This window comes from Geodermatophilus sp. SYSU D00691 (genome assembly GCF_054050275.1).
In genome coordinates this window covers 33882-57117 of sequence record NZ_JBJGYZ010000013.1, presented here as the reverse complement: position 1 = coordinate 57117, position 23236 = coordinate 33882, and the positions used below count along the sequence as shown (strand labels likewise).

The 23236-nt window shown below is 75.2% G+C and carries 18 protein-coding genes; 4 read left to right on the top strand and 14 right to left on the bottom strand.

Going from position 1 to position 23236, the window contains the following annotated elements:
• Positions 1 to 29: 29 nt before the first annotated feature.
• Together ACI797_RS11825 and ACI797_RS11820 are read right to left on the bottom strand one after the other, a co-directional pair.
• Complete coding sequence (locus tag ACI797_RS11825) at positions 30 to 1373, bottom strand: alpha/beta hydrolase family protein (RefSeq protein ID WP_456858799.1); 1344 nt, start codon at positions 1371 to 1373, stop codon at positions 30 to 32.
• A gap of 32 nt (positions 1374 to 1405) precedes the next feature.
• Entirely contained in the window at positions 1406 to 2740 is a 1335-nt protein-coding gene (locus ACI797_RS11820) for an alpha/beta hydrolase family protein (protein ID WP_456858798.1), read from the bottom strand.
• A 134-nt stretch (positions 2741 to 2874) separates the two neighbouring features.
• On the opposite strand from ACI797_RS11820, the gene ACI797_RS11815 reads away from it, so the two are divergent.
• Complete coding sequence (locus ACI797_RS11815) at positions 2875 to 3297, top strand: GNAT family N-acetyltransferase (RefSeq protein ID WP_456858797.1); 423 nt, start codon at positions 2875 to 2877, stop codon at positions 3295 to 3297.
• Here the strand turns inward: ACI797_RS11815 and ACI797_RS11810 are convergent.
• The 6 genes from ACI797_RS11810 to ACI797_RS11785 form a co-directional block, all read right to left on the bottom strand.
• Complete coding sequence (locus tag ACI797_RS11810; protein ID WP_456858796.1) at positions 3252 to 6527, bottom strand: BTAD domain-containing putative transcriptional regulator; 3276 nt, start codon at positions 6525 to 6527, stop codon at positions 3252 to 3254. The genes ACI797_RS11815 and ACI797_RS11810 overlap by 46 nt on opposite strands.
• A gap of 70 nt (positions 6528 to 6597) precedes the next feature.
• Complete coding sequence (locus tag ACI797_RS11805; protein WP_456858795.1) at positions 6598 to 9150, bottom strand: DUF4062 domain-containing protein; 2553 nt, start codon at positions 9148 to 9150, stop codon at positions 6598 to 6600.
• A 236-nt stretch (positions 9151 to 9386) separates the two neighbouring features.
• The gene (serA, locus tag ACI797_RS11800; protein ID WP_456858793.1) at positions 9387 to 10625 is read right to left on the bottom strand and encodes a phosphoglycerate dehydrogenase; all 1239 of its coding nucleotides are present in this window, start codon (positions 10623 to 10625) and stop codon (positions 9387 to 9389) included.
• A 197-nt stretch (positions 10626 to 10822) separates the two neighbouring features.
• Positions 10823 to 11944 (bottom strand): maleylacetate reductase, encoded by a 1122-nt coding sequence (locus tag ACI797_RS11795; RefSeq protein ID WP_456858792.1) that lies wholly within the window; start codon positions 11942 to 11944, stop codon positions 10823 to 10825.
• A gap of 82 nt (positions 11945 to 12026) precedes the next feature.
• Positions 12027 to 12422 (bottom strand): DUF302 domain-containing protein, encoded by a 396-nt coding sequence (locus tag ACI797_RS11790; RefSeq protein ID WP_456858791.1) that lies wholly within the window; start codon positions 12420 to 12422, stop codon positions 12027 to 12029.
• A 24-nt stretch (positions 12423 to 12446) separates the two neighbouring features.
• Complete coding sequence (locus ACI797_RS11785; RefSeq protein ID WP_456858789.1) at positions 12447 to 12818, bottom strand: cupin domain-containing protein; 372 nt, start codon at positions 12816 to 12818, stop codon at positions 12447 to 12449.
• Positions 12819 to 12951: 133 nt separating this feature from the next.
• Between ACI797_RS11785 and ACI797_RS11780 the strand changes: the two genes are divergently transcribed.
• Positions 12952 to 14895 carry a SpoIIE family protein phosphatase gene (locus tag ACI797_RS11780; RefSeq protein ID WP_456858788.1) on the top strand — a complete coding sequence of 648 codons (1944 nt, stop codon included), beginning with the start codon at positions 12952 to 12954 and terminating at the stop codon, positions 14893 to 14895.
• Positions 14896 to 15064: 169 nt separating this feature from the next.
• On the opposite strand, the gene ACI797_RS11775 is transcribed toward ACI797_RS11780, so the two are convergent.
• From ACI797_RS11775 to ACI797_RS11760, 4 genes are all read right to left on the bottom strand, one after another.
• Positions 15065 to 15346, bottom strand: coding sequence for a hypothetical protein (locus tag ACI797_RS11775; RefSeq protein WP_456858787.1), 282 nt, complete (start codon positions 15344 to 15346; stop codon positions 15065 to 15067).
• A 30-nt stretch (positions 15347 to 15376) separates the two neighbouring features.
• Positions 15377 to 15781 (bottom strand): hypothetical protein, encoded by a 405-nt coding sequence (locus ACI797_RS11770; RefSeq protein ID WP_456858786.1) that lies wholly within the window; start codon positions 15779 to 15781, stop codon positions 15377 to 15379.
• Between the two features lie 184 nt (positions 15782 to 15965).
• Positions 15966 to 16199 carry a hypothetical protein gene (locus ACI797_RS11765; protein ID WP_456858785.1) on the bottom strand — a complete coding sequence of 78 codons (234 nt, stop codon included), beginning with the start codon at positions 16197 to 16199 and terminating at the stop codon, positions 15966 to 15968.
• A 551-nt stretch (positions 16200 to 16750) separates the two neighbouring features.
• On the bottom strand, positions 16751 to 17542 hold the full coding sequence (locus ACI797_RS11760) for an AfsR/SARP family transcriptional regulator (RefSeq protein WP_456858784.1): 792 nt from the start codon (positions 17540 to 17542) through the stop codon (positions 16751 to 16753).
• Between the two features lie 168 nt (positions 17543 to 17710).
• Here ACI797_RS11760 and ACI797_RS11755 point away from each other — a divergent pair, with 168 nt between their 5' ends.
• Positions 17711 to 18313, top strand: a complete 603-nt coding sequence (locus tag ACI797_RS11755) for an RNA polymerase sigma factor (protein WP_456858782.1) — start codon at positions 17711 to 17713, stop codon at positions 18311 to 18313.
• 69 nt (positions 18314 to 18382) lie between these two features.
• On the opposite strand, the gene ACI797_RS11750 is transcribed toward ACI797_RS11755, so the two are convergent.
• Positions 18383 to 20035, bottom strand: a complete 1653-nt coding sequence (locus ACI797_RS11750; RefSeq protein ID WP_456858781.1) for a hypothetical protein — start codon at positions 20033 to 20035, stop codon at positions 18383 to 18385.
• 198 nt (positions 20036 to 20233) lie between these two features.
• Between ACI797_RS11750 and ACI797_RS11745 the strand changes: the two genes are divergently transcribed.
• On the top strand, positions 20234 to 20449 hold the full coding sequence (locus tag ACI797_RS11745) for a hypothetical protein (RefSeq protein ID WP_456858780.1): 216 nt from the start codon (positions 20234 to 20236) through the stop codon (positions 20447 to 20449).
• A gap of 86 nt (positions 20450 to 20535) precedes the next feature.
• Here ACI797_RS11745 and ACI797_RS11740 read toward each other — a convergent pair whose 3' ends face one another.
• Entirely contained in the window at positions 20536 to 23220 is a 2685-nt protein-coding gene (locus tag ACI797_RS11740; RefSeq protein WP_456858779.1) for a CHAT domain-containing protein, read from the bottom strand.
• Positions 23221 to 23236: the final 16 nt, after the last annotated feature.

Genomic DNA, 23236 nt, shown 5'->3' with positions numbered 1-23236 from the left:
AAGCGGCCCTCCGCTCCCCGCCGGCCTGCCTACGTCCCGGGCGCCGTCGGCTCCACCCGCTCGCCCGCTTCCTCCGGCCACAGCTCCGCCAGCCACCCGAAGACGGTCTCCTGCATCAGTGCGGGGTGGTTCACCTGGGTGTGCGCCTCGGCCCCCTCGGCCGCGGTGAAGACGCGCAGCCGCTTGGGTCCCCGCAGCGCCGCGAACGCCTCGTCGGCCTGCTGCCGCTGCTCCGCGGACTCGCCCTCCCCGGTGAGCGCCAGCACCGGGATGTCGAGCCCGGCGAGGAGGTCGGTGTTGGACGTGCCGGCGAAGGCGGCGAAGAAGTCGGTCACGTCGCCGGCGCCGAACTGCCACGTGAACTTCTCGAGCGTGAGCGCCAGGAAGGGATCCCGTCGGGCGGCAGCGGCGATCACCGAGTCGACCACCGCCTTCGGCGCCGAGAGCAGCACCGCGGGGAACTCGGCGGTCGCCAGCCGGTCGAAGTCCACGATGGGAGCGTCGGCCACGAGAGCGCGGATCCGCCGGTCCTGCCCGGCCGCCCGGAGGGCCAGGAAGCCCCCGCCGCTGAAGCCGGCGGCGACCAGTCGGGACGGATCCACCCCGGGTTGCGCCAGGGCCGCGTCCACGTACGGGGTCACGAACGGCTCGATCGTCTGCCAGGTGACGGCCGGGTAGGAGGGGTTGGAGACGCGGAACCCGAGGAAGCTGGGCGGTTCGGCGACGAACGTGTTCCACCCCCGTCGGGCCGCGGCCTCCCCGATCCAGGCCCACGCGTCCTCGGCGATCGTCTCACCACCGAGGAAGAGCAGGATCGTCGGAGCGGGCTCGCCCGACCCGCGGGCCCGGATGAAGTAGCCCGGCGACTCCCACGAGTCCCACCGGACCGTCACCGGCTCGACGGAGGCGTCCGCGAGCGAGGCGAACCGACGGAAGGCCAGGACGGTCGCCGAGTAGCTCTGCCGGGCGTCCTCGACACCCTGGCCGAAGATCGCCGCGCGGTGATAGCCGGCGGCCCGCAGGTACGCGTCCCCGGCTCCGACCGGGTCCAGCTCCGCCAGCGACTCGGCGTGCTGCTGAGCGGCGGTGGCGACCGCTGCCCACGCTCGCGCCCAGGACGCCGGATCCCGGGGTCTCACCTGCGAGGCGGCCACGATGCACTCGCCGAGCGATGCACCGCGGGACGCGGCCCGGCCCAGGACGAAGGAGAGGTAGACGTCGAGGTCCTGGTCGTCGAAGAACACCTTCGTCTTGCGGCGCGACCACAGTGACTCCCGCCCCTTCCCGTCCGGTCCGTCTCCGGGCACCAGGGACCGCAGTCCTGGGAGGCCGGCCACCCGCGCGCGGACCCAGCGTTCGAGCGCTTCCAGCATCACTTCTCCTTCTCCCAGAGGCCCGTGCGGGCTCACCTGCGACCGCTCGGGCTCATCCGCCGGTCCGCCGCAGCGGGCTCGGCGACGGCCGGCCGCGGCACGAGCGTCGTCAGCGTCGCCCGGGGGACCCCGAAGGCCTCGTCGAGCCAGTCGAACACGACCTCCTGCGCCAGCAGGAGGTGGTTGGCCTGGGAGTGGGCATCGGCACCGGTGGACGCCGGGAAGCTGCGCAGGGCCGTGGGACCGGGCAGCAGCTGGTGCACCTCTCGGGCCTGACGCCGGAACGGCGCACCTTCCCCCTCGCCCACCATCGCGAGCACCGGGACCCGGATGCGGGAGACGTCCACCTTCCACGACTCGAACGACCGCAGGGCCTCGCCGAGGGTCGCCGCGCCGACCTGCCACTGGAAGAACTTCTCGAACACGACCAGCTGGGTGGGGTCGAAGAACCGGCCCAAGCGGCTCGTGGCGCGCTCCAGCAGGCCCGGGAACCGGCGCAGCACCGGCGGGGTCGCCTCCACCAGCAACCGGTGCCAGTCCACGATGGGTGTGCTCGCGGCGACCGCCCGGATCCGCTCGTCGTGCTCGGCGGCCCGCATCACGATGTACCCGCCGAGGCTGAGCCCGTACGCGGCCAGCCGCTCGGGGTCGACGTCCGGCCGCGCCAGGACGTCGTCGACGATCCGGGACACCGCGACCTCGACGTCGGCACGGAAGCGCAGGCCGTCGAACGCGGTCGAGCCCTGACCGGGCACCTCCACCGCGACCACGTTCCAGCCGCGTGCCGTCCCGGTGGCGCCGCCCCAGAAGTACATGTCCTGGGCGTAGGTCTCACCGCCGCCGAACAGCAGCAGCGTGGGCCGCGGGCCCGCGGCGCCGGGCGGACGCATGACGTAGCCGGGCAGGACGCCTCCCTCGACAGGCACCGAGATCCGCTCGAGCGGCGGGTCGAGCAGGCCCGCGGCGCGGCCGAACGCGTCGGCCGCCCGCTCCCACAGCGGCCGGAAGCGGGCGTCGCCGGGACGGACGGCGTGGGTGGCGGTGCGCAGGTAGGTGTACGCCCGGAGCCATCCCTGGCGGGCGCTGTCCGTGTGGCCCCGGTCGGCGGCTTCCCTCGCGTACTCGTAGGCCGACTCGCCGAGCTCCTGCCAGGCCCGGATCCAGGTGTCGAGGTCGCGCTCCTCGACCCGGGAGGACGCGTAGAGCGCCTCCCCGACCGAGGAGCCGCCGAACGCGCCGTAGCTCAGCGCCATCTGCAGGTACAGGTCCAGGCTGGCGCTCCGGAAGTAGAGGCGCCGCTTCAGCCGCGGGTCCGCCGCCCGCCGCCGCAGCCGCCCGAGCAGCGTCGCCGTCATGGTGTTCCGCATGTCGGTCTCCCTTCGCTCTCCTTCGGTGGGCCGACCGTGGGGGCAGCGTCTCGGCGTTCGCTGAACGGCCACTCGGCGCCGGGGCGGGACGGGCGACCAGAGGAGGTCCAGTTCGTGCCGCCAGGGTCGTGGGCATGGCCGGGATCCTGTTCCGCCGCATGACGGCGGAGGTCGAGCGCGGCCGGGCCCGCCGGCTGCTGGGGTCCGCGGGCGCGCCGGTGCCGGGACACCGCGCCACGGCCTGGTTCGGGCTGTGGGACCTGAGCGCGGCGGAGGACGCCGACCTGCTCGCGGTGGCGGCGTGCCACCCCGTCCGTCGCGGAGTGGTCGAGCTGGACGCGCTCGTGGTCGCCGAAGCGGTCCGGCGACGGGGACACGGGCACCGGCTGCTCCACGAACTGGTCAACCGTGCCCGGGCCGACGGGGCGCAGCGGGTGGTCGTGCGGCTGCCCGCGGGCAACGACGGGAGGGCGCTGCTGAGCAGCGCCGGGTTCGTCGCCACGGGTTCCGCTCAGCAGCCGGCCGCTCCTCCCGCTCGGCTGGAGCTCGAGCTGTGAGCGGCCGTGGCGGCCAGCCGACGCAGCCCCTCGCCGGCGCGGCGCTCGGCCGGCGCCGCCGCGTGCCGCCTGGCCACCTCCACCGCCGTGCGGTAGGCGGCGGCTGCCTGTGCCGACGCCGGCGGGGAGTGGGCCAGCAGCGCCTGGGCGCGCAACCGGTGCAGCTCCGGCTCGGTGAACCGCTCCCCGGTCCGGCCGACCCGTGCCAGCGCGTCGTCGACCAGCCGCAGCGCCTCCTGCGGCCGGCCGGCCAGCAGCTCCGCCTCGGCCGTCAGGCCGAGCATCATCGGGATCATCAGCTGCGCACCCCGTGCCTCGATGTCCTCCAGCCCCTGGCGCAGCGGGACCAGGGCTCCTGCGGGGTCCCCCTCCATCGCCTGCACCCAGGCCAGCACGGTCCGGGCGTAGCCGGCGATGCTCCCGAAGTGCCACCGGCGGGCGAGCTCCAGGGCCTCGGTCGCCCGCTCCTTCGCCAGGGCGACGTCGCGGTGCAGGACCGCGACGTGGGAGCCCATCGACAGCGCGGTCCCCTGCACGAACGGCGGATGGGACCGGCTGCGCCGGATCGCGGCGTCGACGGCGTCCGCCGACTCCTCCTCCAGTCCCAGCAGCTCCAGCACCGCCCCGAGCAGGACCCCCGTGGTCACGTCGAGGGGCACCGGCCACGGGACGGGGTCGCTCTCGGCGAGCTCCAGGCTGCGCTCCAGGTGTGGCCTGGCCCGGTGGTACTCACCCTGGATGTAGAGGGTCCGGCCCAGGGTCATGTGCGCGGCGGCCCGGAAGCCCCGGCGTCCCAGGCGCCCGGCCACCGCCAGCAGCCGCTCGGCCAGCTGCCGTGCGCGGTCGTGCTCCGCCCGGGAGGTGACCGCCTCGTGCAGACCGCGCAGCGCCGCGAACTCCGCAGCGTCGTCGGCGATGGTCTCGGCGAGCGCGAGCGCCCGGGCGAAGGTGGTCGCGGTCTCGGCCGCTGCCGGGCCGCGGAGCTGGCCGAGCACGGCGCCCAGCCGGAGCAGCAGGTCCAGCTCCGCCCGGTCCCGTTCGCGGGTGGGCGGCGTCGTGCCGAGGAGCTCCAGTGCCCGGCGGAGCTGCACCTCCGCCTCCTCGTGGCCCAGGCCGCGCACGGCCGCGTCCGCGGCGGTGACCAGGTACGGCAGGGCGGCCTGCGGACCGGTGACCGGTGCCGCCAGCCACCGGTGGTGCGCGATCTCGAGGGCGTGCTCGGGGTCGTCGGAGCGGAACCGCGCCAGCAGGGCGTCGCCGACCCGGGCGTGCAACCGCGCACGCCGAGCCCGGCTGACGTCGTCGTAGATCGCCTCGCGCACCAGCGCGTGGACGAACCGGTAGCGGTCCACCGTCTCGGGGTCCTCCACCACGAGCCCGCTGAGCAGTGCGGCCTCGACGGCCTCCAGCGCCTCCTCGTCCGCGAGGCCGGTGGCCGCCTTGACGGTGTCGAGGTCGAAGCTGCGGCCGACGACGGCGGCGATGACCAGGACCGCGTTGGTCTGCTCCGGCAGGAGGGCCAGGCGGCGGCGGAGGACGTCACGCACGCCGTCCGGGATGCTCGAGACGACCGCCGCCTCGCCGCCCCGGGACCCTGCGGCGGCCGGCCCCGCCTCGCTGGCGAGCAGCCGCAGCAGTTCCACCACGAAGAAGGGGTTGCCGTCCGTGCGGTCGTGCACCAGGCGCGCCAGCCGTCGGTCCGGCGCTGCGCCCGTCTCGGTGGCCATCAACTCGGCGACCTCGGACTCCGCCAGTCCGCCCAGGACCATCCTCTCCGCGCCGTGGCGCGCCAGGCCCGCCAGCGCCTCGGCCAACGACCCATCCGGGCCCGCCTCGCCGAGGCGGTGGGTCGCCAGGACCATGAGCCGTGCACCCGCGACCCGGCCGGCGAGCAGGACCAGCAGCTGCAGGGAGGGGACGTCCGACCAGTGGAGGTCGTCCAGGACGACGAGGAGGGGACGTCCGGCGGCGGTCCGCTCGAGCAGGCCGGTGACGGCGTCGTACAGCCGGAACCGGGTGGCCTCCACGGAGCCCGCGGGAACCGCTGACGCGGGAGGGGCCTCCGCCAGTTCCGGGAGGAGGCGCGCGAGCTCCGACCGTGCTGCTGCCGGCCCGTCGTCCGGCCGGTCCCCGGGTGGCTCGCCGAGCAGCGCGCGGAGGACCTGCACCCACGGCCACAGCGCGGGCGCCCCCTCTCCCTCCCAGCAGCGTCCCCAGCTGACCCTCGTCCCGCTCGCGGCGGCGAGGCGGGCCGCCTCCTCGGCCAGGCGCGTCTTGCCGACACCCGGCTCGCCCGCGACCAGCAGCACCCGGCCGTGGCCGGCCGCGGTTCCGGCCAGGAGCCTGCCGATGACGGCGAGCTCCTCACCGCGGCCCACCAGTCCCCCGGCAGGCGGCTCCGGCGGCGCGGCGAGCACGGCCGCCCCGGCGCCACCCGGGCCGTCGGTGTCGCCGACCCGGAGCGGCGAGGTCAGTTCCGGGGCCTGGCGCAGGATCTCGGCCTCCAGCTGCCGGAGCCACGGGCTGGGATCGACCCCGAGCTCGTCGCGCAGGAGCCGGCAGACCGTCTGGTAGGCGCCCAGCGCCTCGGCCTGCCGCCCGGCCCGGTACAACCCGATCATGCGCAGACCGTGCAGTCGCTCCCGGAACGGGTGGGCGGCGACCAACGCCTCGAGCTCGGCCGCGACCGCAGCGTGGCGGCCGAGCTCCAGATCGGCGGTGATCCGCTCCTCCTGCGCCGTGAGCCGCAGGTCCTCCAGCCGGTTCCGCTCCCCCTCGACGAAGCGCTCGTCAGCCAGGTCGGCGAGCACGGGGCCGCGCCACAACCCCAGCCCCTCCGCCAGGACGTCGGCCGCTCGCGCGTGCTGCCCCGACTGCAGCAGCCGGTGTCCCTCGCCCGCCAGCGCCTGGAACCGGGCCGCGTCCAGGTCCTGGTCCGCGACGGCGAGCCGGTACCCGGGCGGCTGGCTGCGCAGGACCCGTGCCGGGGCTCGTGGCGCGCGGCCCGGTTCCAGGAGTCGCCGCAGGTTGTACACGTAGGCCTGCAGCGACGCGCCGGCGTGCGGCGGCGGCCGCCCGTCCCACAGGTCCTCGATCAGCCGGTCGACGGGGACCACCCGGTCGGCATGGAGCAGCAGGATGCCGAGCACCGCACGCTGTTTGGGCCGGCCGAGGTCCAGGGGCCGGCCCTCGTGCTCGATCTCGAGCGGTCCGAGGATCCTGAACTTCACGCGCCGCCACCTCCGGCCCGGGGGGCGTGGAGCGGCCTCCCTCGAGAACGGACGGGCGGGACCACCGGGCTCACCGGACCGCGACGACGTCGGGACGGTCCTCCCGCGCGTGCGCCAGCGCTTCCGTCGGCCGCAGCTGCAGCCCGGCGGCCCACTCGTGATCGAACCGATCGGCGCCGAGCGCCGCCCGCACGGCCTCGACCCCCTCGGCGTGCAGCGGCCGCAGCACGGGCCAGGCGCTGATGCCGAGGCCGCCGCGCAGCCGTTCCGCCGCCGCGTACAGCTGCGCTGCCGTTCCCGGCCGGCCCTCCGCCCGCGCGATGGCGGCGAACCCGTCCAGGCAGTAGGAGACCCCCTCCTGGTCGAGCAGCTCGGTGTTCGCCGCCAGGCTCGCCTCGAACATCGCCCGTGCCCGGTCCGGCTGCTGGTGCAGCAGGGCGTCGAAGCCGAGCTGGTGGAGGGCCAGCGTCTGCAGGTGGTCGTTGTCGATCCGCTCGGCGAGCCGGAGGCACTCCTCGTAGGCCCCGGCGACGGCGGCCAGGTCCCCGAACCGCATGACGAGCTGCCCGAGAGCGGCGAGGGTGTAGGCGGCGCTCATCAGCTCGCCGCGCTGCCGGAACCACTCGGCGCCCTCCTCCAACGCGGCGCGCGAGCGCGGCCACCCGCCGGCCTCGACGACGTAGCTCAGGCTGACCCTGGCGCGGATGGCGAGATCCTCGTCCCCGGCCCGCTCGGCGATGCGCAGGGCCTCCGCCAGCTGCCCCTCGACCCCCTCCGGCTGCCCCATGGAGAGGCGGGTGGTCGCACGACCCCACAGGAGCCGGCCGCGGGCAGGAGCGTCGAGCCGGGACGCCGAGGGCAGAGCCGTCACCGCGTCCACGAGGGTCAGCACCTCACGCATGAGGCTGCGCGCCCAGAACCAGTACGCCAGGCGGATGCCGATCCGGTAGGGCGTGCCGGCGTCGCCGGCGGCGAGCGCCCGCTGGCAGACCACCCGGACGTTGTCCAGCTCGTCGTCGACCAGCGACGCCCACCGCCGGAAGCCCGTCCGCAGCCCGACGCCCGCCTGCTCGACGAAGCTCGCGACGACGGCGACCATCCGGTCCGACGCGGCGTCGCGCTCTCCCCGCTCGTCCAGTCGCTCCGCTGCGTACTGGCGGACCACCCCCAGCATCCGGAACCGGGGTCCCGACGAGGCGGTCTCGTCCACCGTCACCAGGCTGTTGTCCACCAGGGAGGACAGCACGGCGAGCACGTCCGGGGACGGCGTCCCGCCGTCCCCGGCACCGACCGCCTCGGCGGCCGGCAGCGTCCACCCCCCGGCGAAGACCGACAGGCGGGCCAGCATCGCCCGTGCCGGCGGGTCGAGCAGGCGGTAGCTCCAGTCCAGCGTCGAGCGCAGGGTGCGCTGCCGCTCCGGCAGGTCCACCAGCCCGCTGTCCAGGTCCAGCCGGCGTCCGAGCCGGTCCGCCAGGGCCGACGGGGGGAGCATGCGCACCCGGGCGGCGGCGATCTCGATGGCGAGCGGGATGCCGTCCAGCCGGCGGCAGATCTCGGCGACGTCGGCTGCGTTGTCCGGGGTCAGCGCGAACCCCGGGTGCGCCTCGGCGGCACGGGCCGCGAACAGCTGGACCGCGGGGGAGCTCGCCGCACCCGACGGACCGGAGGGGTCGTCGGACGTCGGCACGGCCAAGGGCGCCAGCAACCACTCCTGCTCGCCGCGCAGGCGGAGCACCGTGCGGCTGGTCGTGAGCACCGCGAGATCCGGGACGGAGCTGAGCAGCCGGCCGATGTCGGCGGCGGCGGGCAGCACGTGCTCGAAGTTGTCGAGCACCAGCAGGACACGGTGGCCCGTCAGCTGGTCGGCGAGCACGTCGAGCACCTGTCGACGTCCGGGCGCGCGGATGCCGAGCGCCGCGGCCAGAGTCCCGGGCACGCGCGACGCGTCGTTCTCCGACGCCAGGTCCACGAACCACACCCCGCCGGTGAACGCCGGCCGGAGCGCGGCGGCGACGTCGAGGGCCAGCCTCGTCTTGCCGATCCCGCCGGGACCGGTGATGGTCACCAGTCGCGCCCCGTCGCGGAAGCGGCTCAGCACCGCCTCTCGGTCGGCGTCGCGGCCGATCATGGGCGTGAGCGGCGACGGGAGCACGGCCCGCCGCAGGCCGTGTGGCACGGGGGCGCGGTCGTTGGTGAACCGCTCGGTGAGCAGCACGGCGAGGTCGTCGGCGAGCAGATCCGCCAGCTCGGCCGCGCCGGCGAAGCTCTTGTACGAGACCTGGTCGTCCGCCTGGATGCGGCGCAGCAGCTCGGCCAGGCGAGGCTCCCGGTCCGGTGCCGGGACCTTCACGTAGATGAGCTTCGGCCGGTTGCCGGACAGGGTGTACTCGTCCTCCAGCCCCGACACGGTCTCCCCCGGCGCGACCCAGCCGTACCGCTGCCAGTAGATCCCGACGAACACGTCGCTCTGGTCGAGGTAGGCCCGGTAGAGCTCCCGAGGTGGGTGCGGCCGCGCGCCGAGTTCGAACATCACCGGCGTGAGCCGGATGCTCTCGATCGCTTCCCGCGCTGTCCCTCGTTCGGAGGCCAACTCCTCCAGGGTCGAGGAGACGAACACGCGCACGCGGCGATCCGGGGTCGCGATCAGCGCCCGCACCGGCTGTGCCAACCTCCACCCCCTACGGCCTTCGGCGCCGCAGCACCGCCCGTCCGGCGGATCCCGGGAACAGAGGACACCCGGCGAGCCCCCGTGGCAAGGACGGCCAGCGCGATCGCCGGTGACCGAGCCGACGGCCGAGGACCTCGTCTACGGGGCGATGACGACCCGCACTGGCGGGGCCTGGTGGGTGAGCGGGTGGCTCACGTCGCCGGGGGTCCGTAGACGACCGGGGAGCGCGCCTGCGCCGGGAACGTCGTCAGGCGGACGGTCTCGGGCATCGCCCGGAGCGCGGCGAGCAGGGCGTCGGGCAACGGCCCGTTGACGTCGGTGACGACGTAGCCGAGCTGACCCCGGGTGGCGAGGACCTGCCCGTCGACGTTGAGCCCGTGCTCGCCCACCAGCGCATCGGCGCGGGCCAGCACGCCCGGCACGTTGTGGTGCAGCAGCGCGAACCGGGCGGCCGATCCCCCGTGCAGCGCCACCGCGGGCAGGTTGACGCTCAGAGTCGTCGTCCCGGTGCGGCTGTGGTCGAGCAGCTTGCCGGCGACGAACCGCCCGATGTCGTACTGGGCCTCCTGGGTCGACCCGCCGACGTGCGGGGTCAGGATGACGTTGTCCAGCCCGCGCAGCACCGAGTCGAACGGGTCGCCCTGCTCCTTGGGCTCGTCGGGGAAGACGTCGACGGCGGCACCGGCGAGGTGGCCGCTGCGGATGTGCTCGCGCAGCGCCTCGTGGTCGACGACGAATCCGCGGGAGAGGTTGAGGAACAGGCTGCGCGGCCGCATGCGCGCGAACTGCTCGGCGCCGAACAGGCCCGCGTTGCCGGCGCGGCCGTCGACGTGCAGCGTCACCGTCTCCGCGCGCTCGAGCAGCTCCTCGAGGCTGCCGCACGCCTCGGCGTTGCCGAGCGCGAGCTTGTCCTCCAGGTCGTAGAACAGCACGCGCATGCCCAGCGCCTCGGCCAGCACCGACAGCTGGCTGCCGATGTTGCCGTAGCCGACGATGCCCAGCGTCCGGCCCCGGATCTCGTGGCTGCCGGTCGCCGACTTGTCCCAGATGCCGGCGTGCAGCGCGCGGTCCCGGTCGCTCAGCCGCCGGGCCAGGCTGATGATCTCGGCGATCGCCAGCTCCACCACGCTGCGGGTGTTGGAGTACGGCGCGTTGAACACCGCCACCCCGGCCTGCGCCGCGGCGACCAGGTCGATCTGGTTGGTGCCGATGCAGAACGCCCCGATCGCCGCCAGCTCCGGGCGCGCCTTGACCACCTCGGCGGTCACCTGCGTCTTCGACCGGATCCCGAGGAGCTCGATGCCGTCGAGTGCCGCGACGAGGTCGTCCTCGTCCAGCGCCCCCCGCACCGCCTCGACCTGGTAGCCGGCCGCGGACAGCAGCTCGACGGCCACCGGGTCGACGTTCTCGAGCAGCAGAGCCTTGGGCATGGTGGGAGGTCCCCTCGGAGGAAGCGCGTTGCCCCCGATCCTCCCCGACCGGTCCGGCGGGCCGGAGGGCGGCTCAGCCGACGCCCGCCGCACGGGGGTGCTGGCCGCCTGACGGCGGGCGTCTCCCGTCGACATCGGCGGTCTCGCACGCTTTGGCGCCCGAAAGCGTGCGAGACCGCCGATGTCGCCGGGGAGGCCTACCGCGGGAGGGGCGGCGGGGGCTCGCCCGCCCACGCCGCCCGCAGCAGCGCCTCGACGCCGTCCCGGGTCACCGGGCGCGGGTTGGCGTACGGGTTCGCGACGGCGAGGTCGGCGATGCGCGGGATGTCGCGCTCCTGCATCCCCAGCTCGGCCAGCGACCGGGGCGCGCCGAGCCGGCCGGCGAGGTCCCACAGCGCCCGGGCCGGGTCCGGTGCCCCGCCGAGCGCGCGGGACAGCGCGGCCACGGCGTCGGGGGCGGCCGGCTGGTTGTAGGCGAGGGCGTGCGGCAGGACGACGGTGTGCGTCTGCGCGTGCGGCAGGTCCAGCGTGCCGCCCAGGGTGTGGCACAGCTTGTGGTGCAGCGACATGGTGGTCGCGGCCAGCACCGCCCCGCACAGCCACGCCCCGTACTGCGCCTCGCCGCGGGCGTCGAGGTCGGCGCCGTCGGCGACCACCCGGGGCAGGGCGGTGACCAGCGCGCGGGTCCCCTCCTCCGCCATCAGCGAGACGATCGGCGTCGCGTCGGGCGCGTACAGCCCCTCGACCGCGTGCGCGATCGCGTTGACCCCGCTCGTGGCCGACAGCGCCGCTGGGAGCGACACGGTCAGCTCCGGGTCATAGAGCACGCTGACCGGCAGCACCCGCAGGTCACGGCCGGTGCGCTTGGCCCCGCCCTCGGTCAGCCCCCAGACCGGCGTCATCTCCGAGCCGGCGTAGGTCGTCGGGACGGCGATCACCGGCAGGCCGTGCTCCAGGGCGATCGCCTTGCCCAGCCCGACCGCCGAGCCGCCGCCGACGGCCACGCACCCGTCCGCGCCCAGCGACGCCGCCAGGTCGCGGGCGCGGTGGGCCACCTCGACCGGCACGTGCATCCGCGCCTCGGGCAGCACGCCGGCGGCCCGCTCCCCCAGCGCCGCGGCGACCGCCCGGCCGGTGTCCTCCTGCTCGGGCGAGCAGAGCACCAGCACCCGGGTCAGCCCGAGGGCCTCGACCTCCTGGCCGAGCCGGGAGACCGAACCGGGCCCGAAGACCACGCGCATGGGCAGCGCCTGGTAGGTGAAGGAGCGCACGGTCGACCGCCCGGACGTGCCACCGTTCCCGTGGTCGATCGTGTCCACCGGCATCGAGCTCCTCGAGACGTCGGATCCGCTTCCAGCACGCCTGGTCACCCGGTCGACACCTGGTGGCCCAGCGGTCCGGTCACCGCGTCCGGCCGGCCTCGTCGACCAGTTGCTCGAGCAGGCTTCGCAGCTGCACCAGGGTGGCATGCTCCGCGCCCACCGCGTACCGCTCGGCGAGCACGGCCGGGTCCTGGTAGGCCAGCCGCGTGGTGCCGTCCTGGGACCACACCAGCATCCGCAGCGGCAGGTCCAGACCGGACCGGGGATCGGCCTGCATGAGCGCCGTCCCGACCACGGGGCTGCCGAACACCAGGAGCACCTCGTCGGGCAGCTCGAGCCCGGCGGCGCGTGCCCCGGCCGCGTGGTCGACGGTCGCGAACAGCGTCGCCCCGCGGGCACGCAGGCTCGCGGTCAGCGCGTCCACGACGGACGGGACGTCTCCGCCGACCTCCGACACGCGCAGCTCGTCGGGCACCTGTCGCCTCCTCGCGTCGGTACGTCAGTCCGTCGCGCTCACCAACGGCTGTCCGGGGTCGACGACGTACGTGGACAGCATCCGACCCGTCCCCGGGCCGAGGTCGCGAGCGTTGTGCGGTGTCCCGGGAGGGATCAGGAAGCCCTCGCCGGCGTGCAGCGTCCGCGGGGGTCGACCGCGGACCTGCATCTCCACCGTGCCCGCCGCGATGTAGCCGACCTCCTCACCGGGATGGGTGTGCCACCCGGACTCCACGCCGACGGGGATCTCGGTGAGCACCTGCACGATCTCGCGACCGGGCAACGAGAAGGGGCCGCGCTGCACCTCCGTGCGCCTGAGCCTCCCTCCGAACTCCTCGGACGGCGACGTGGGCGCGGGCGCGGGATCGATGGCCACGGTCAGGCCTCCTCAGGTGGACCGATCCCTGCATGGTGACCGGCGTGCGCTGCCCCCCGCATCGGCCGATCGACTGCGGTTCCGGCGCGGGGCAGGGCGACGTCGGGTCGGGCGCACGCAATACCGTCGGTGCGTGGACGCGGATGCGGGCTGGTCGGCGGGACAGCTGGATCCCGCCGGGATGGCCGAGGTCCTGGGGCAGTTCCCCTCGTTCATCGCGGTCTACGAGGGCCCCGAGCTGTGCTGCGTGTTCGCCAACGAGGCCGCCGAGGCGATCGTGGCGGGCCGGGAGTTCGTGGGGCTGCCGCTGCGCGAGGCCCTCCCGGAGTTCGTCGAGCAGGGCATCGCCGACCTCGTCGAAGGGGTGTACGCCTCGGGTGCGCCGGCGCAGGCCCGCGAGTGGCGGGTGCAGATGATGCCGCCGGGGACCGCGGAGCCGGTCGAGGTGTACGCCACCTTCGACGCCTCGCCGTGGCGGGCGGCGGACGGCAGCCTGCGGGGGGTCATCACCACCGGGAACCTGGTCACCGACATGGTGCAGGCCCGGCTGGCGGCCCGGGCCGAGGCGGAGGAGAGCGAGCAGCGCTACCTGCGCGCGCAGGCCGACGTCGTCACCCTCCAGCGCACCCTGCTCCCCTCGCACGTGCCGGTCCTGCCGCGGACCTCGCTGGCCGCCCACTACCTGGTGGCGGCCGCCGACCACGCCGCCGGCGGCGACTGGTTCGACGCGCTGCAGCTGCCCGACGGCCGGTTGGCCCTCGTCGTCGGCGACGTCGTCGGGCACGGCATCGAGGCCTCGGCCGCGATGGGCCAGCTGCGCGCGGTGCTGCGGGAGCTGCTGCACGCCTCGACCGACCTCGACGCCGCACTGTCCCGCCTCGACGCCTTCGCCGCCGGGTCCCCGGCCGCCCGGGCGGCGACCGTCTGCCTGGTGCTGCTCGACCAGCCCACCGGAGGACTGCGCTACGCCACGATGGGGCATCCGCCGCCGCTGGTCGCGGGCGGGCCCGGGGGTGGCCGCTACCTGCCGCCGACCGGCTCCGGGCCGCTCGGCACCGCCGCGGCGGCGCCGGTGGTGCGCACCGACCGCCTCGCGCCGGGAGAACTGCTCCTGCTGTTCAGCGACGGGCTGGTCGAGCGGCCGGGACGCAGCACGACCTCGGGCCTGGAGGACCTGCGCCGGTTCGCCACCGCGGCGCTCGCGAACCGGGTGCTGCCCGCCGGTGCGCCCGAGACGGCCGTCGACCGGGTCTGCCAGCAGTGCGTGGAGCTGCTCACCCGGACCGGCTACACCGACGACGTCACCGTGCTCGCCGCGCAGCTGCGCGCCGCTCCGCCGTCACCGCTGCACCGGGAGGTCCGCAGCGGCGCCGAGCTGCGCGAGCTGCGGACCGCGGTCGGCCGGTGGCTGGGCGCGCTGGGCGTGGACGCCGACGACGTCGGCGGGTTGCAGCTGGCGGTGACCGAGGCGGTCAGCAACAGCATCGAGCACGGCTACCGCGGCCGCGGCGGCACGGTCTCGGTCGACGCGGAGCTGGGCGGGACCGGACGGCTCCGCTGCACCGTGCGCGACCAGGGGCGGTGGCGGGACCCGGACCCCGATCCGGGCTACCGGGGCCGCGGCCTGGCCATCATCAGCACGCAGACCGACCGGCACACCATCGAGCGGGGCAACGAGGGCACCGTGACCGTGCTCGAACGCGACCTGCACCACCGCGCCGTCCTCGCCTCCGGCACCGGCCGCCCGGCGGCGTCCGTCCCCGTCGAGCCGGAGTACGCGGCGGAGACCACCGACGGCTCCCCCGTCCGGGTCGCCGTGCGCGGCGCCGTGGACATCACCACCGCGGACCGCTTCGCCGCGACGCTGCGCAGCGCCTCGCGGGCCGGCGCGCTCCCCCTGGAGCTCGACCTCACCGACGTCACCCACCTGGCCAGTGCCGGCGTGCGCGCGCTGCACCAGTTCGTCGACGGCTGCGGGATCACCCCGGAGGGGCTGACCGTCGTCGCCCCGCACGGCGGGGCGGCCCGCCCCGTCCTCGAGCTGGTCGGCCTGCAGGACTTCGTTTGGCCGGGCTAGCCGGACCGGCGCGCGAGGGCCCGGCCGCCTCGGGATGAGGCGGCCGGGCCGGGAGCGGTGCGGCGGTCAGGCCGGGACGGCGTCCCGCCGCGCGGACGGGAGCGCGGCGGGCCGGCGTCGCGGGACGTGGAGCTCCGTCCTGAGCAGGGGGCCGGCCACGTGCCTCCTCCTACCGCCGCTCCGGGCTCCTGGTCCAGCGCCACGTCTCGATGCCCGCCGGGATGCCGAGGAGGATCACGGCGATCGTGAAGGGGCCCCACGGTCCCTCGACGTCGAGCCACCGCAGCGCGGAGTACAGCACGGGGATGACCACGGGCAGCAGCGTCAGGGCGATCAGGAGCCGCCCGGTGCGGGTGAGGTGCTCCCCCCGCCAGATCCACGTCACGCGGGGGGAACCCGTCCCCCGGTCTGCCTCCTCCGTCGCGGCGGGGAGGTCCGGCGTGCCGGTCATCCCGACACCTTGTTCACTGCTGCGGCTCGGTCAGCTGTCCCCTGCCGGTTCCTGCTCCCGCGCATGCCGTCCCCCCGTCGACGCACTGCTCATGGTGCGGGCAGGTGCGTGCGGTGCCGTGACCGCAGAAGTGCTGATCACCCTCCTGGGCGAGGGGTCTGCCACTGCGGTCCGGCGGCTCAGCGCGGCCCGTTGGGGTGGGACGGCGCGTCCAGCAGCACGAGGTCCGCTCGCACCCCCGGACATGATCCGGCGACCGACGTCGGCGCGCCGCAGGGCGGCCGCTCCCCCGGCGGTCGCCGCGTGCACCGCCTCGGCCGGCGTCATGCCCGTCTCGCGGACCGCGAGGGCGATGCAGAACGGCATGGACGAGGTGAAGCAGCTTCCCGGGTCGCAGTCGGTGGCGACCGCGACCGTGGCGCCGGCGTCGAGCACCGCCCGGGCGGCGTCGGCGTCGGCGTCGGCATCGGCATCGGGCCGCTGACCAGCACGACGTGCGCCCGGACCCACCGTAGGCGGAGTGCCGACGCTCGGGGGCCCCAACCGACGACCCGCGAGGGACGGAGGTCGGCCGGCGGGGCGCAGGCGGTCCACGACCTCAAGGACGCGGGCGGGGAGCTCAACCGAGCACTGAGCACGTGTCGGCGTTGTCCTCCTCGTTCGACTCGGCGACCTGATCGGTCGCGTCGACCGTGATCGTGATGTCCTCGGGGAGCGGGCCTGCGTAGTCGTGGGCAACGTGCAGGTCGGCGGGGGCGTCCAGGTCGAACGTCAACTGCAGCAGCACGGCAAGGGTCAGTGGGAAGCGCGAGCTCGCCTGCGTGCTGGGAGGAGTCGTCGTCCCGGTCGACATGCCACCCACCTCCGATTCCACTGAGCCGGCCAGTTCGTCCTTGAGAGGGACCGTTTCTCAACGAGCGAGGTGTTCGTGGACACGGCGGTCGGTGCCCGTGGACCCTCGGTCAGGCGGAGCAGGAGGGATCTCCGATCTCCGTCCTCGACGCACTCGGCCCCCGCTGCTCTGCGACGGCGTCGCGGAAGCCGTGTGCGTACCAGAGCGGGGCGTTGATCTCGAGTCCGGAGGGTGGCGCGCCCGGGCCTGGCGCCCACAGGAAGCGGGCGAAGTCCTCCGGATCGCGTCCGCGGCACGTCGGATCCAGGGGCGACGGCGTGCCGAGCAGTCCCAGATCGGCGCTCAGACGGCCGTCGGCGCGGCCGAGCGAGTAGGCGGCTTCCAGCGCGGCGCGGTAGGACCGCGGACGCCGCGGATCAGCCGGGCCCTCCGCGACCGGACGCGGTGCACGCGTCTCGCCGGGCGCCGGCCGGGATCGGGCTGGTGGTTGCATGCCTGGCGGAGGCGTGGCTGGCGTCGCTGATACGCCTGGCCGGTGCCCCGGAGCGGTGTCACCGCATCCGGGCGGCGCGGCCGGTGGAAGCCACGGCTCCGGGCCGTGGCGGGCGGAGCGGCACCACGGTCGACCGGGTCGGGCACGGGCGCAGCCCCGCCCCCAGAGCCTGCATCCGGGCCGACGGGGACGCACCGATCTCCGCCCGGAGCAGTGCGCGGAACGACTCGTAGGCGTGGGAGGCCTCGACGAGGTTGCCTTCCGCGCGGTGGATCCGCACGAGGGTGCGGTGAGCGCTCTCCCGCAACGGATCCATGCGGATCGCGGTGTAGGCCGCGTTGACGGCTTCGCCGTACCGGCCGGCGCCGGCCAGCTTCTCCCCCACGGCCTCCAGGGCGTACACGTGCAGCTGCCGGACGCGCTCCCGTTCGACCAGCACCCAGTCGTCGTACCACCCGGGCAGCAGGTCGCCGCAGAGCTCCTCGTCCGCGGGCCAGGAGTCGGGGACGTCCGCTCGCAAATCGACGGCGAGCCGGGCCCACCGAACGGTCTCCCGGACGTCGACCCGCACCTCCGGGGCGAGGGCCAGCGCGCCGCCGGACGTCTCGATGAGGCGTGGTGCCACCCGGTGCACCCGCCACAGGGCGGACCGCAGACTCCCGGTGGCCTGCGCCTCCGGCACCTCGGGCCACAGCTCCCCGGCGACGGCCGAGCGCGCGGGCCGGTTCGCCAGGCCCACGTAGGCGATCAGCCGCTGCACGCCCCGGGGCAGGTCGGGCACCCGCTGTCCCGCAACGGTCAACCGGAACCCGCCGAGCAGGGCCACGCGGGCTGGTACGGGGGCTTCCATGGCGGTTCCTCCGGGCGTCGGGCGGCTACGGACACTCAGCTCCACCGGGCCAGAGGGCAGGACGGCACGGGTTGATACGGCTCGCCGGGCGTCCGCCGAGCCGTGCCCCGAGTTGCGACACGAATGCGCCTCGAAGTCCGCGGGGCGGCCACTACGCTGACCCGTGCTGTGGCGCTCCCCGGAAAGGGGATGGTGGTGGACCTGGAGGCGGACGAGGACGGCGTCCCCGAGTTGGTCGCCCGGGCCCTCGACGGCGATCGGTCGTCCTGGGACCGGCTCGTCGACCGGTACACCCCCCTGGTGCTGTCGATCGTCCGCCGCCACCGCCTCCAGGGCAGTGACGCCGAGGACGTGGTCCAGACCGTGTGGCTGCGCCTGGTCGAGCACCTGGGCGAGATCCGGGACCCGCGGGCGCTGCCGGGCTGGATCATCACCACCGGTCGGCACGAGTGCCTGCGGGTGCTCCGACAGCACCGCCTGGTCTCCCCCACCGACCTCCAGGGGAGGAAGGAGCCGGTCGGGGACGGCGCGCCGGACATCGCCGGCGACCTGGTCGAGGCGGAGCGGCACGAGGCCCTCCTCAGCGCCCTCGCCGAGCTCCCCGAGCGGCAGCGGGCCCTCCTCCTGCTGCTCATCGAGGACCCGCCGCGTTCCTACGAGGACATCAGCCGCCTGCTGGCCATACCGGTGGGCAGCATCGGCCCGACGAGGGCGCGGGCGCTCGCCCGGATCCGGGAGCACCAGGCGGTGCGGGCACTGCTCGACGCCTGAAGCGGCCGGCGCCGGAAGCAGGCGGCGCCGCGGAGCTGGTCACCACGGCGGACCGTCACCGCTTCGCGGTCAACCTGCTCTGGCCCTGGCCTCCGGCGCCGTGCGGTGCCAGTGCTCGATCAGTCCCAGGTTCGCCTCGTGGCGCAGCGTCGTCGCGGCGATCGCGATCCGGGTGAGGAACGGGACCGATTCCAGCCACGCCAGGTTCGGCGGCGGGCCGTCGACCTGCCGTGGGACGGCCGACGCCGACCACGGGATGGCGTCCAGGCGCCCGGCGGGTGAGCCGGCCCGAGGCCACGCCCCTCCCGGCCGGAGGTCCAACTGCAGGCGTGCGACGAGCTCGAGCAGGTCGGTGCTGCTCCGGACCCCGTTCGCCCGCAGCTGGGCATACGTGGTCCGCGCGGCCAGGTTGTCGAGGCGCGGCAGCCCGGTGCGCAGCAGCAGGAGCGCCTGGTCGACCCAGTCGACGATCCGCTGGGTGGGGAGCCTGGAACCGATGATGACGTCGACGAGGTTCGCGGTCGCCAGGTGCTGGACGTCCTCGATGCCGATCTCCGCGAGCCGCGTCTCGCTCCAGATGTCCATGCCGTCGAGCTGCGACAGCGGGAAGGGCGGTTCGAGACCGCCGCGGAAGCGCCCGGTGATCTTCCCGACCGCGCGCCGGACGAGCTGCACCCCGACCGTCGGGAAGATGCCGATCAGGAAGGCCGTGACGTTCTCCGCCGGATGCGGACGGTCGGCCGGGACCTCCGCCATGCCGAAGACCTGGTCGACCCCGGAGACGAGCACGAGCACCGTCACGATCCGGACGACGCCGCCCAGATAGGCGCCTGGACGCAGGTCGTTCTGGAAGTACCGCCGGATCAGCAGCGACAGGAGGAAGAAGTACGCCCCGAGGAAGCCGTAGCGCAACGCGTCGACCAGCCGGGGCAGGGTGTCGGCAAACGGCGCCGTCCACACGACGAAAGCCCACCCGAGCCCCAGGGTGGTCAGGCACAGGTACACCGACATCAGCCGGCCGAGGGTGTCCTGGTACTCGTCGCCGTCGGACTTCGGCCACCGGCCGTACTGGCTCTCGAACTTCCGGGCGTAGATGTTCGACCAGATCCGGTAGCACGGTCCGCCGGTGTCGTGCCATCGGCTCCAGACGGCCGACGCACGCGCGGGCTCCGGCAGGAAGCGCGTCTCGTCCACCCCGAGCCGGTGGAGGTTGTAGACGAACTCGTCGCAGAGCGGGCCGATCCGGAACCGGATGAACCGCAGGTAGAGGAAACCGGGCAGCAGCGCCAGGAGCAGCACGAGGAAGGCCAGCGCAACGGGCTCCTGCCAGCCGGGGTTCATCCTGAAGACCACGTACGCCCAGATGGCCAGACCCGTCACCAGCAGGAAGACCACCCAGGGCGCGTTCCACACGTGCCGCCTGAGCCAGCGCCCCATGCGGTACCACCCGCCGGCGTCCTGGTCGTTCCTGTGGGCGGGGGCGTCCCGACCTCTCGCATAGCGGTCGTAGAGGTCGGGCCACTCCGCCGGACGGTCCTGCGCGAGCGTGCGCAGCCGTGACCTCAGGGTACCGACGTCCACCGGCGCCGGGCCCCTGAGAGCGGTGAGGGCAGGGTCGAGGAAGGCGGCCATGGCGTCGGCCTGCCACCGGCGCACCAGGAGGTCCGCGCTCGGTAGGGCTTCACTCCGGCGCTGCCCGTTCTGGCTCTGCTGCGCGGTCATGGGGCCTCCCGCATCCGACGCCGACGACGGACGGAGGCCGCAGGTCCCCACCGAGATACCGGTCCATCGGCGTCCCCATCAGGTCGTCGCCCCCCTCGGTGCTCGGTATCAGGGGGCGTTCCGGTGCCTCTCCCCTTCGTCGCCGTGCGCCCCCGGGACGGTGCCGCTGCGTCGACCCCGACCACGGGAGGAGGAGCCGTGCCGATCGTCCGAGACACCCTCGTCGACCAGCTGGCGGTCGACTTCGCGCACGCGTGCGCCGAACTCGAGCACGCACACCAGCAGCTGCGGCTGGAGGACACGACTGCGCACCGGGCCGCGGTCGCGGAGTGGACATCCGTCATCGACGTCGTGCTCGACATGTTCCTGCAGACGGTCCGGCCCACGGGCGTAGCTCTCGCGGCGACGGGCTGAGGTGCCGCCCGAGCCGCGTGCTCGGACCCGCGCCGAGGCGCAGCGAGCCGCGCGCCGATCCAGATCCGCGACGCCCGGTCGGCGCCTCAGCCGGCACCGAGGCAGACGAATGCGACGGCGGTCGCCCAGCCGTGGAGGTCCCCGGACCCGAACCGCGCCTGGACGGCGGCCAGCGCCTCGGCCGGCCGGCGCCCGGCGGCGAGACCCTCGTGGTAGTCGCGCATCAGCGCCGCCGTCGCCGCGTCGGGCACCGGCACCACCGGGGCCACCAGGGTCGCCGTCCCGCCGCCGAGCAGCGCAGCACCGAAACCGAGGATCTCCTCACCGGCGACGACGTGCGGCCGGCCGGTGTCGCACGCGGCCAGCACGACGGAGTGCGGGGCGGACGCCAGACGCTCGACGTCGTAGACGGTGAGCGGACCGTCCGCGAGCACCAGTGAGGAGAACGAGGGGTTGTCGGACCGCAGCCTCCCGTGCGCGGCGAGGTGCACCAGCCCCGCCCCGTCCAGGTGCGCGGCCACTGCCGCCGTCGTCGCCGCGGCTCCGGTCAGGAGGAGGGACCCGGCATGCAGCCGGGCCACGGCGGCGGCCTCCGCGGTCGCCCCCGGCAAGCCCGGCCCGGCGACCACGACCACCGGCGACCCCGCCGGCGGCGAGGGCCGCGAGACCGCCTGGTGCCACAGCGCCGCGGACGGGCTGACCACGACCGGGCGTCCCTGGCACGACGGCAGGGCCGACCAGGGCAGGGACTGGAGCGCCCCGGGCGGGACGACGACGAGCGGCCGATCCCCCACTTCCCCGCGCAGCGGGCGGAGCAGCAGGTCGTCGACGCCACCGGCCGCCCGCCGCAGGACGGCGGCGGCGGCGTCGGACCGGCCGTCGTCCGGGCCGGGTCGAGGCGCCGCCAGTCTGCGCAGCGCGAACGCGACGTGCGCCAGCGCTTCCCGGACCGGACGCGCCGAACCGAGACCGTGCAGCCGGACCCGCCCACCGGCCGCCGTCACGGCATGGAGGTCGCCGTCGATCTCGACGTACTCGACGAGGGCCCCGTCTCCGAGCCGGTCGACCACCTCCTCGACCGAGCGCCCGGGTCGCGGCCGTCGACCGCTGCGGGCCTCGAGCGTCCGGCAGCGGTCGCGGATGCGGCGCTCGAGCTGGACCTGGCGGGCGACCAGCGCCTGGTCCGGCTGCCCCTCGGCGCGGGCTTCGTCGATCTCGGCCATCGTGGTGCGCAGGTCGGCCAGATCGCGGGCCAGCACGGGGTCCTCCGGCGGGCGGACGGGCCGGATCTGCAGCGCGCTGGCGCGCCCGCGCTCGGCCCACCACAGCGCCCGGTGTGGGTCGCGGTCCTCGAGCGCCATGCGGAGCCCGCAGCGGGCGAGCGCCCCACGGTGCACGCTCACATGGGCCCGCAGCTCGGTGGTGCCGAGGGTCGCCTGGTGGTCCTCGACGATCCGCAGGCCCGCCCGCAGCGCGGCCCGCGCGGCAGCCCGGCGCCCGTCGGCCCGGCGCAGGAGTGCCTCGGCGAGCCATGCGCGGGACCGGGCGTCCGCGGGTCCAGAACGGCGGGCGTCGCTGGCGACGGCCAGGTGTCGACGGGCTGCCGCGGTCTTCCCGGCGTCCAGCGCCAGCCGGCCGGCCGCGACGCGAGCCTCCAGGGCGGGCACCTGCCAGCCGGCTTCCTCCAGCTCTGCGGCCACCCGGGCGAGCCGGGCCGGCGGCACGGCCTCCGGGGCCTCGGCGACCAGGGCCTGGATGCCGGCGTACCGGGCGAGGGCCGCCGACCCGGGCCGCCCGAGCCTGCGGAACCCGCGCAGGGCCTCCGCCGCGATCTCCCGAGCAGTGCCGGTGTCCCCCTGCACCAGTGCCACCGTCGACACCAGGAGCTGCGCCTCGGGCAGGTGGACGCCGCGGTGCTGCTCGCGGTAGGCGGCAACTGCCCCCTCCGCGGCGGCCCTCGCCTCGTCGAGCAGGCGGACCGAGAGCAGCACCTGTGCCCGGTCGACCAGCAGCGAGGGCTCGACCAGCCCGAACGTGCGATAGCGCTCCTCGGCAGCGTCGAACGAGCGCAGCGCGGCTGGCACGTCGCCGCGCTGCGCGCGGACGCAGCCGAGGTTCTGCTCGGCGATGGCGGCGGGCAGCTCGAGGTCGTGCTCCAGGCACAGTCGGCGGGCCTCGAGCAGATCCGCCTCCGCCGCACGGAAGGACCGCCGGGCCGCGTGGAGAAGGCTCCGGTTGGACAGCGCCCGGACGGCCCACTCCGCGTCGCCGGCCCGCCGCAGCACGGGCAGGACGCGGCGCACCTGATCGAGGGCGGCGTCGTCGCGCCCTAGTTCCTGCAGGATGGCCGCGCGCTGCACACCGGCCCGGGCGGCCTGCAGACCCTCGAGGTCCTCGACGGCGGACGCGATCGTCCGGGACGCCTGCGCAGGCCTGCCCCGCAGGACCAGTGCGGAAGCCAGGCTCATGCGCGCCTCCCCGACGCGCCGGCGGCTCCCTGCCCGGTTACCGGCCGTCACGGCAGCTCGCAGATGACCGATCGCGTCGTCGAGGCGGTTGAGGTTCATGTCGGCCACGCCGACGGCCCGCTCCGCGGTGCTGACCACCTCCCAGGCCCTCGACCGCCGGGCGGGGCCGAGCACCGCTGCGCCGAGGACGCGGGCCTCCTCGGGGCGCAGCGCGGCCAGCCGCAGTGCCCGATCGGCCGACGCCGCGAGGTCGGGGGACCCGGCGTACACACCGACCGCCCGGTGCTCACCCACGGAGGCCACGGCACGACGGTCGGCT

What these genes read in the sequence shown, in the direction of transcription:
- ACI797_RS11825 (WP_456858799.1), bottom strand. Translation starts at nt 1,373, where the DNA reads ATGCTGGAAGCGCTCGAACGCTGGGTCCGCGCGCGGGTGGCCGGCCTC.
- ACI797_RS11820 (WP_456858798.1), bottom strand. Translation starts at nt 2,740, where the DNA reads ATGCGGAACACCATGACGGCGACGCTGCTCGGGCGGCTGCGGCGGCGG.
- ACI797_RS11815 (WP_456858797.1), top strand. Translation starts at nt 2,875, where the DNA reads ATGGCCGGGATCCTGTTCCGCCGCATGACGGCGGAGGTCGAGCGCGGC.
- serA (WP_456858793.1), bottom strand. Translation starts at nt 10,625, where the DNA reads ATGCCCAAGGCTCTGCTGCTCGAGAACGTCGACCCGGTGGCCGTCGAG.
- ACI797_RS11775 (WP_456858787.1), bottom strand. Translation starts at nt 15,346, where the DNA reads ATGACCGGCACGCCGGACCTCCCCGCCGCGACGGAGGAGGCAGACCGG.
- ACI797_RS11765 (WP_456858785.1), bottom strand. Translation starts at nt 16,199, where the DNA reads ATGTCGACCGGGACGACGACTCCTCCCAGCACGCAGGCGAGCTCGCGC.
- ACI797_RS11760 (WP_456858784.1), bottom strand. Translation starts at nt 17,542, where the DNA reads ATGGAAGCCCCCGTACCAGCCCGCGTGGCCCTGCTCGGCGGGTTCCGG.
- ACI797_RS11750 (WP_456858781.1), bottom strand. Translation starts at nt 20,035, where the DNA reads ATGACCGCGCAGCAGAGCCAGAACGGGCAGCGCCGGAGTGAAGCCCTA.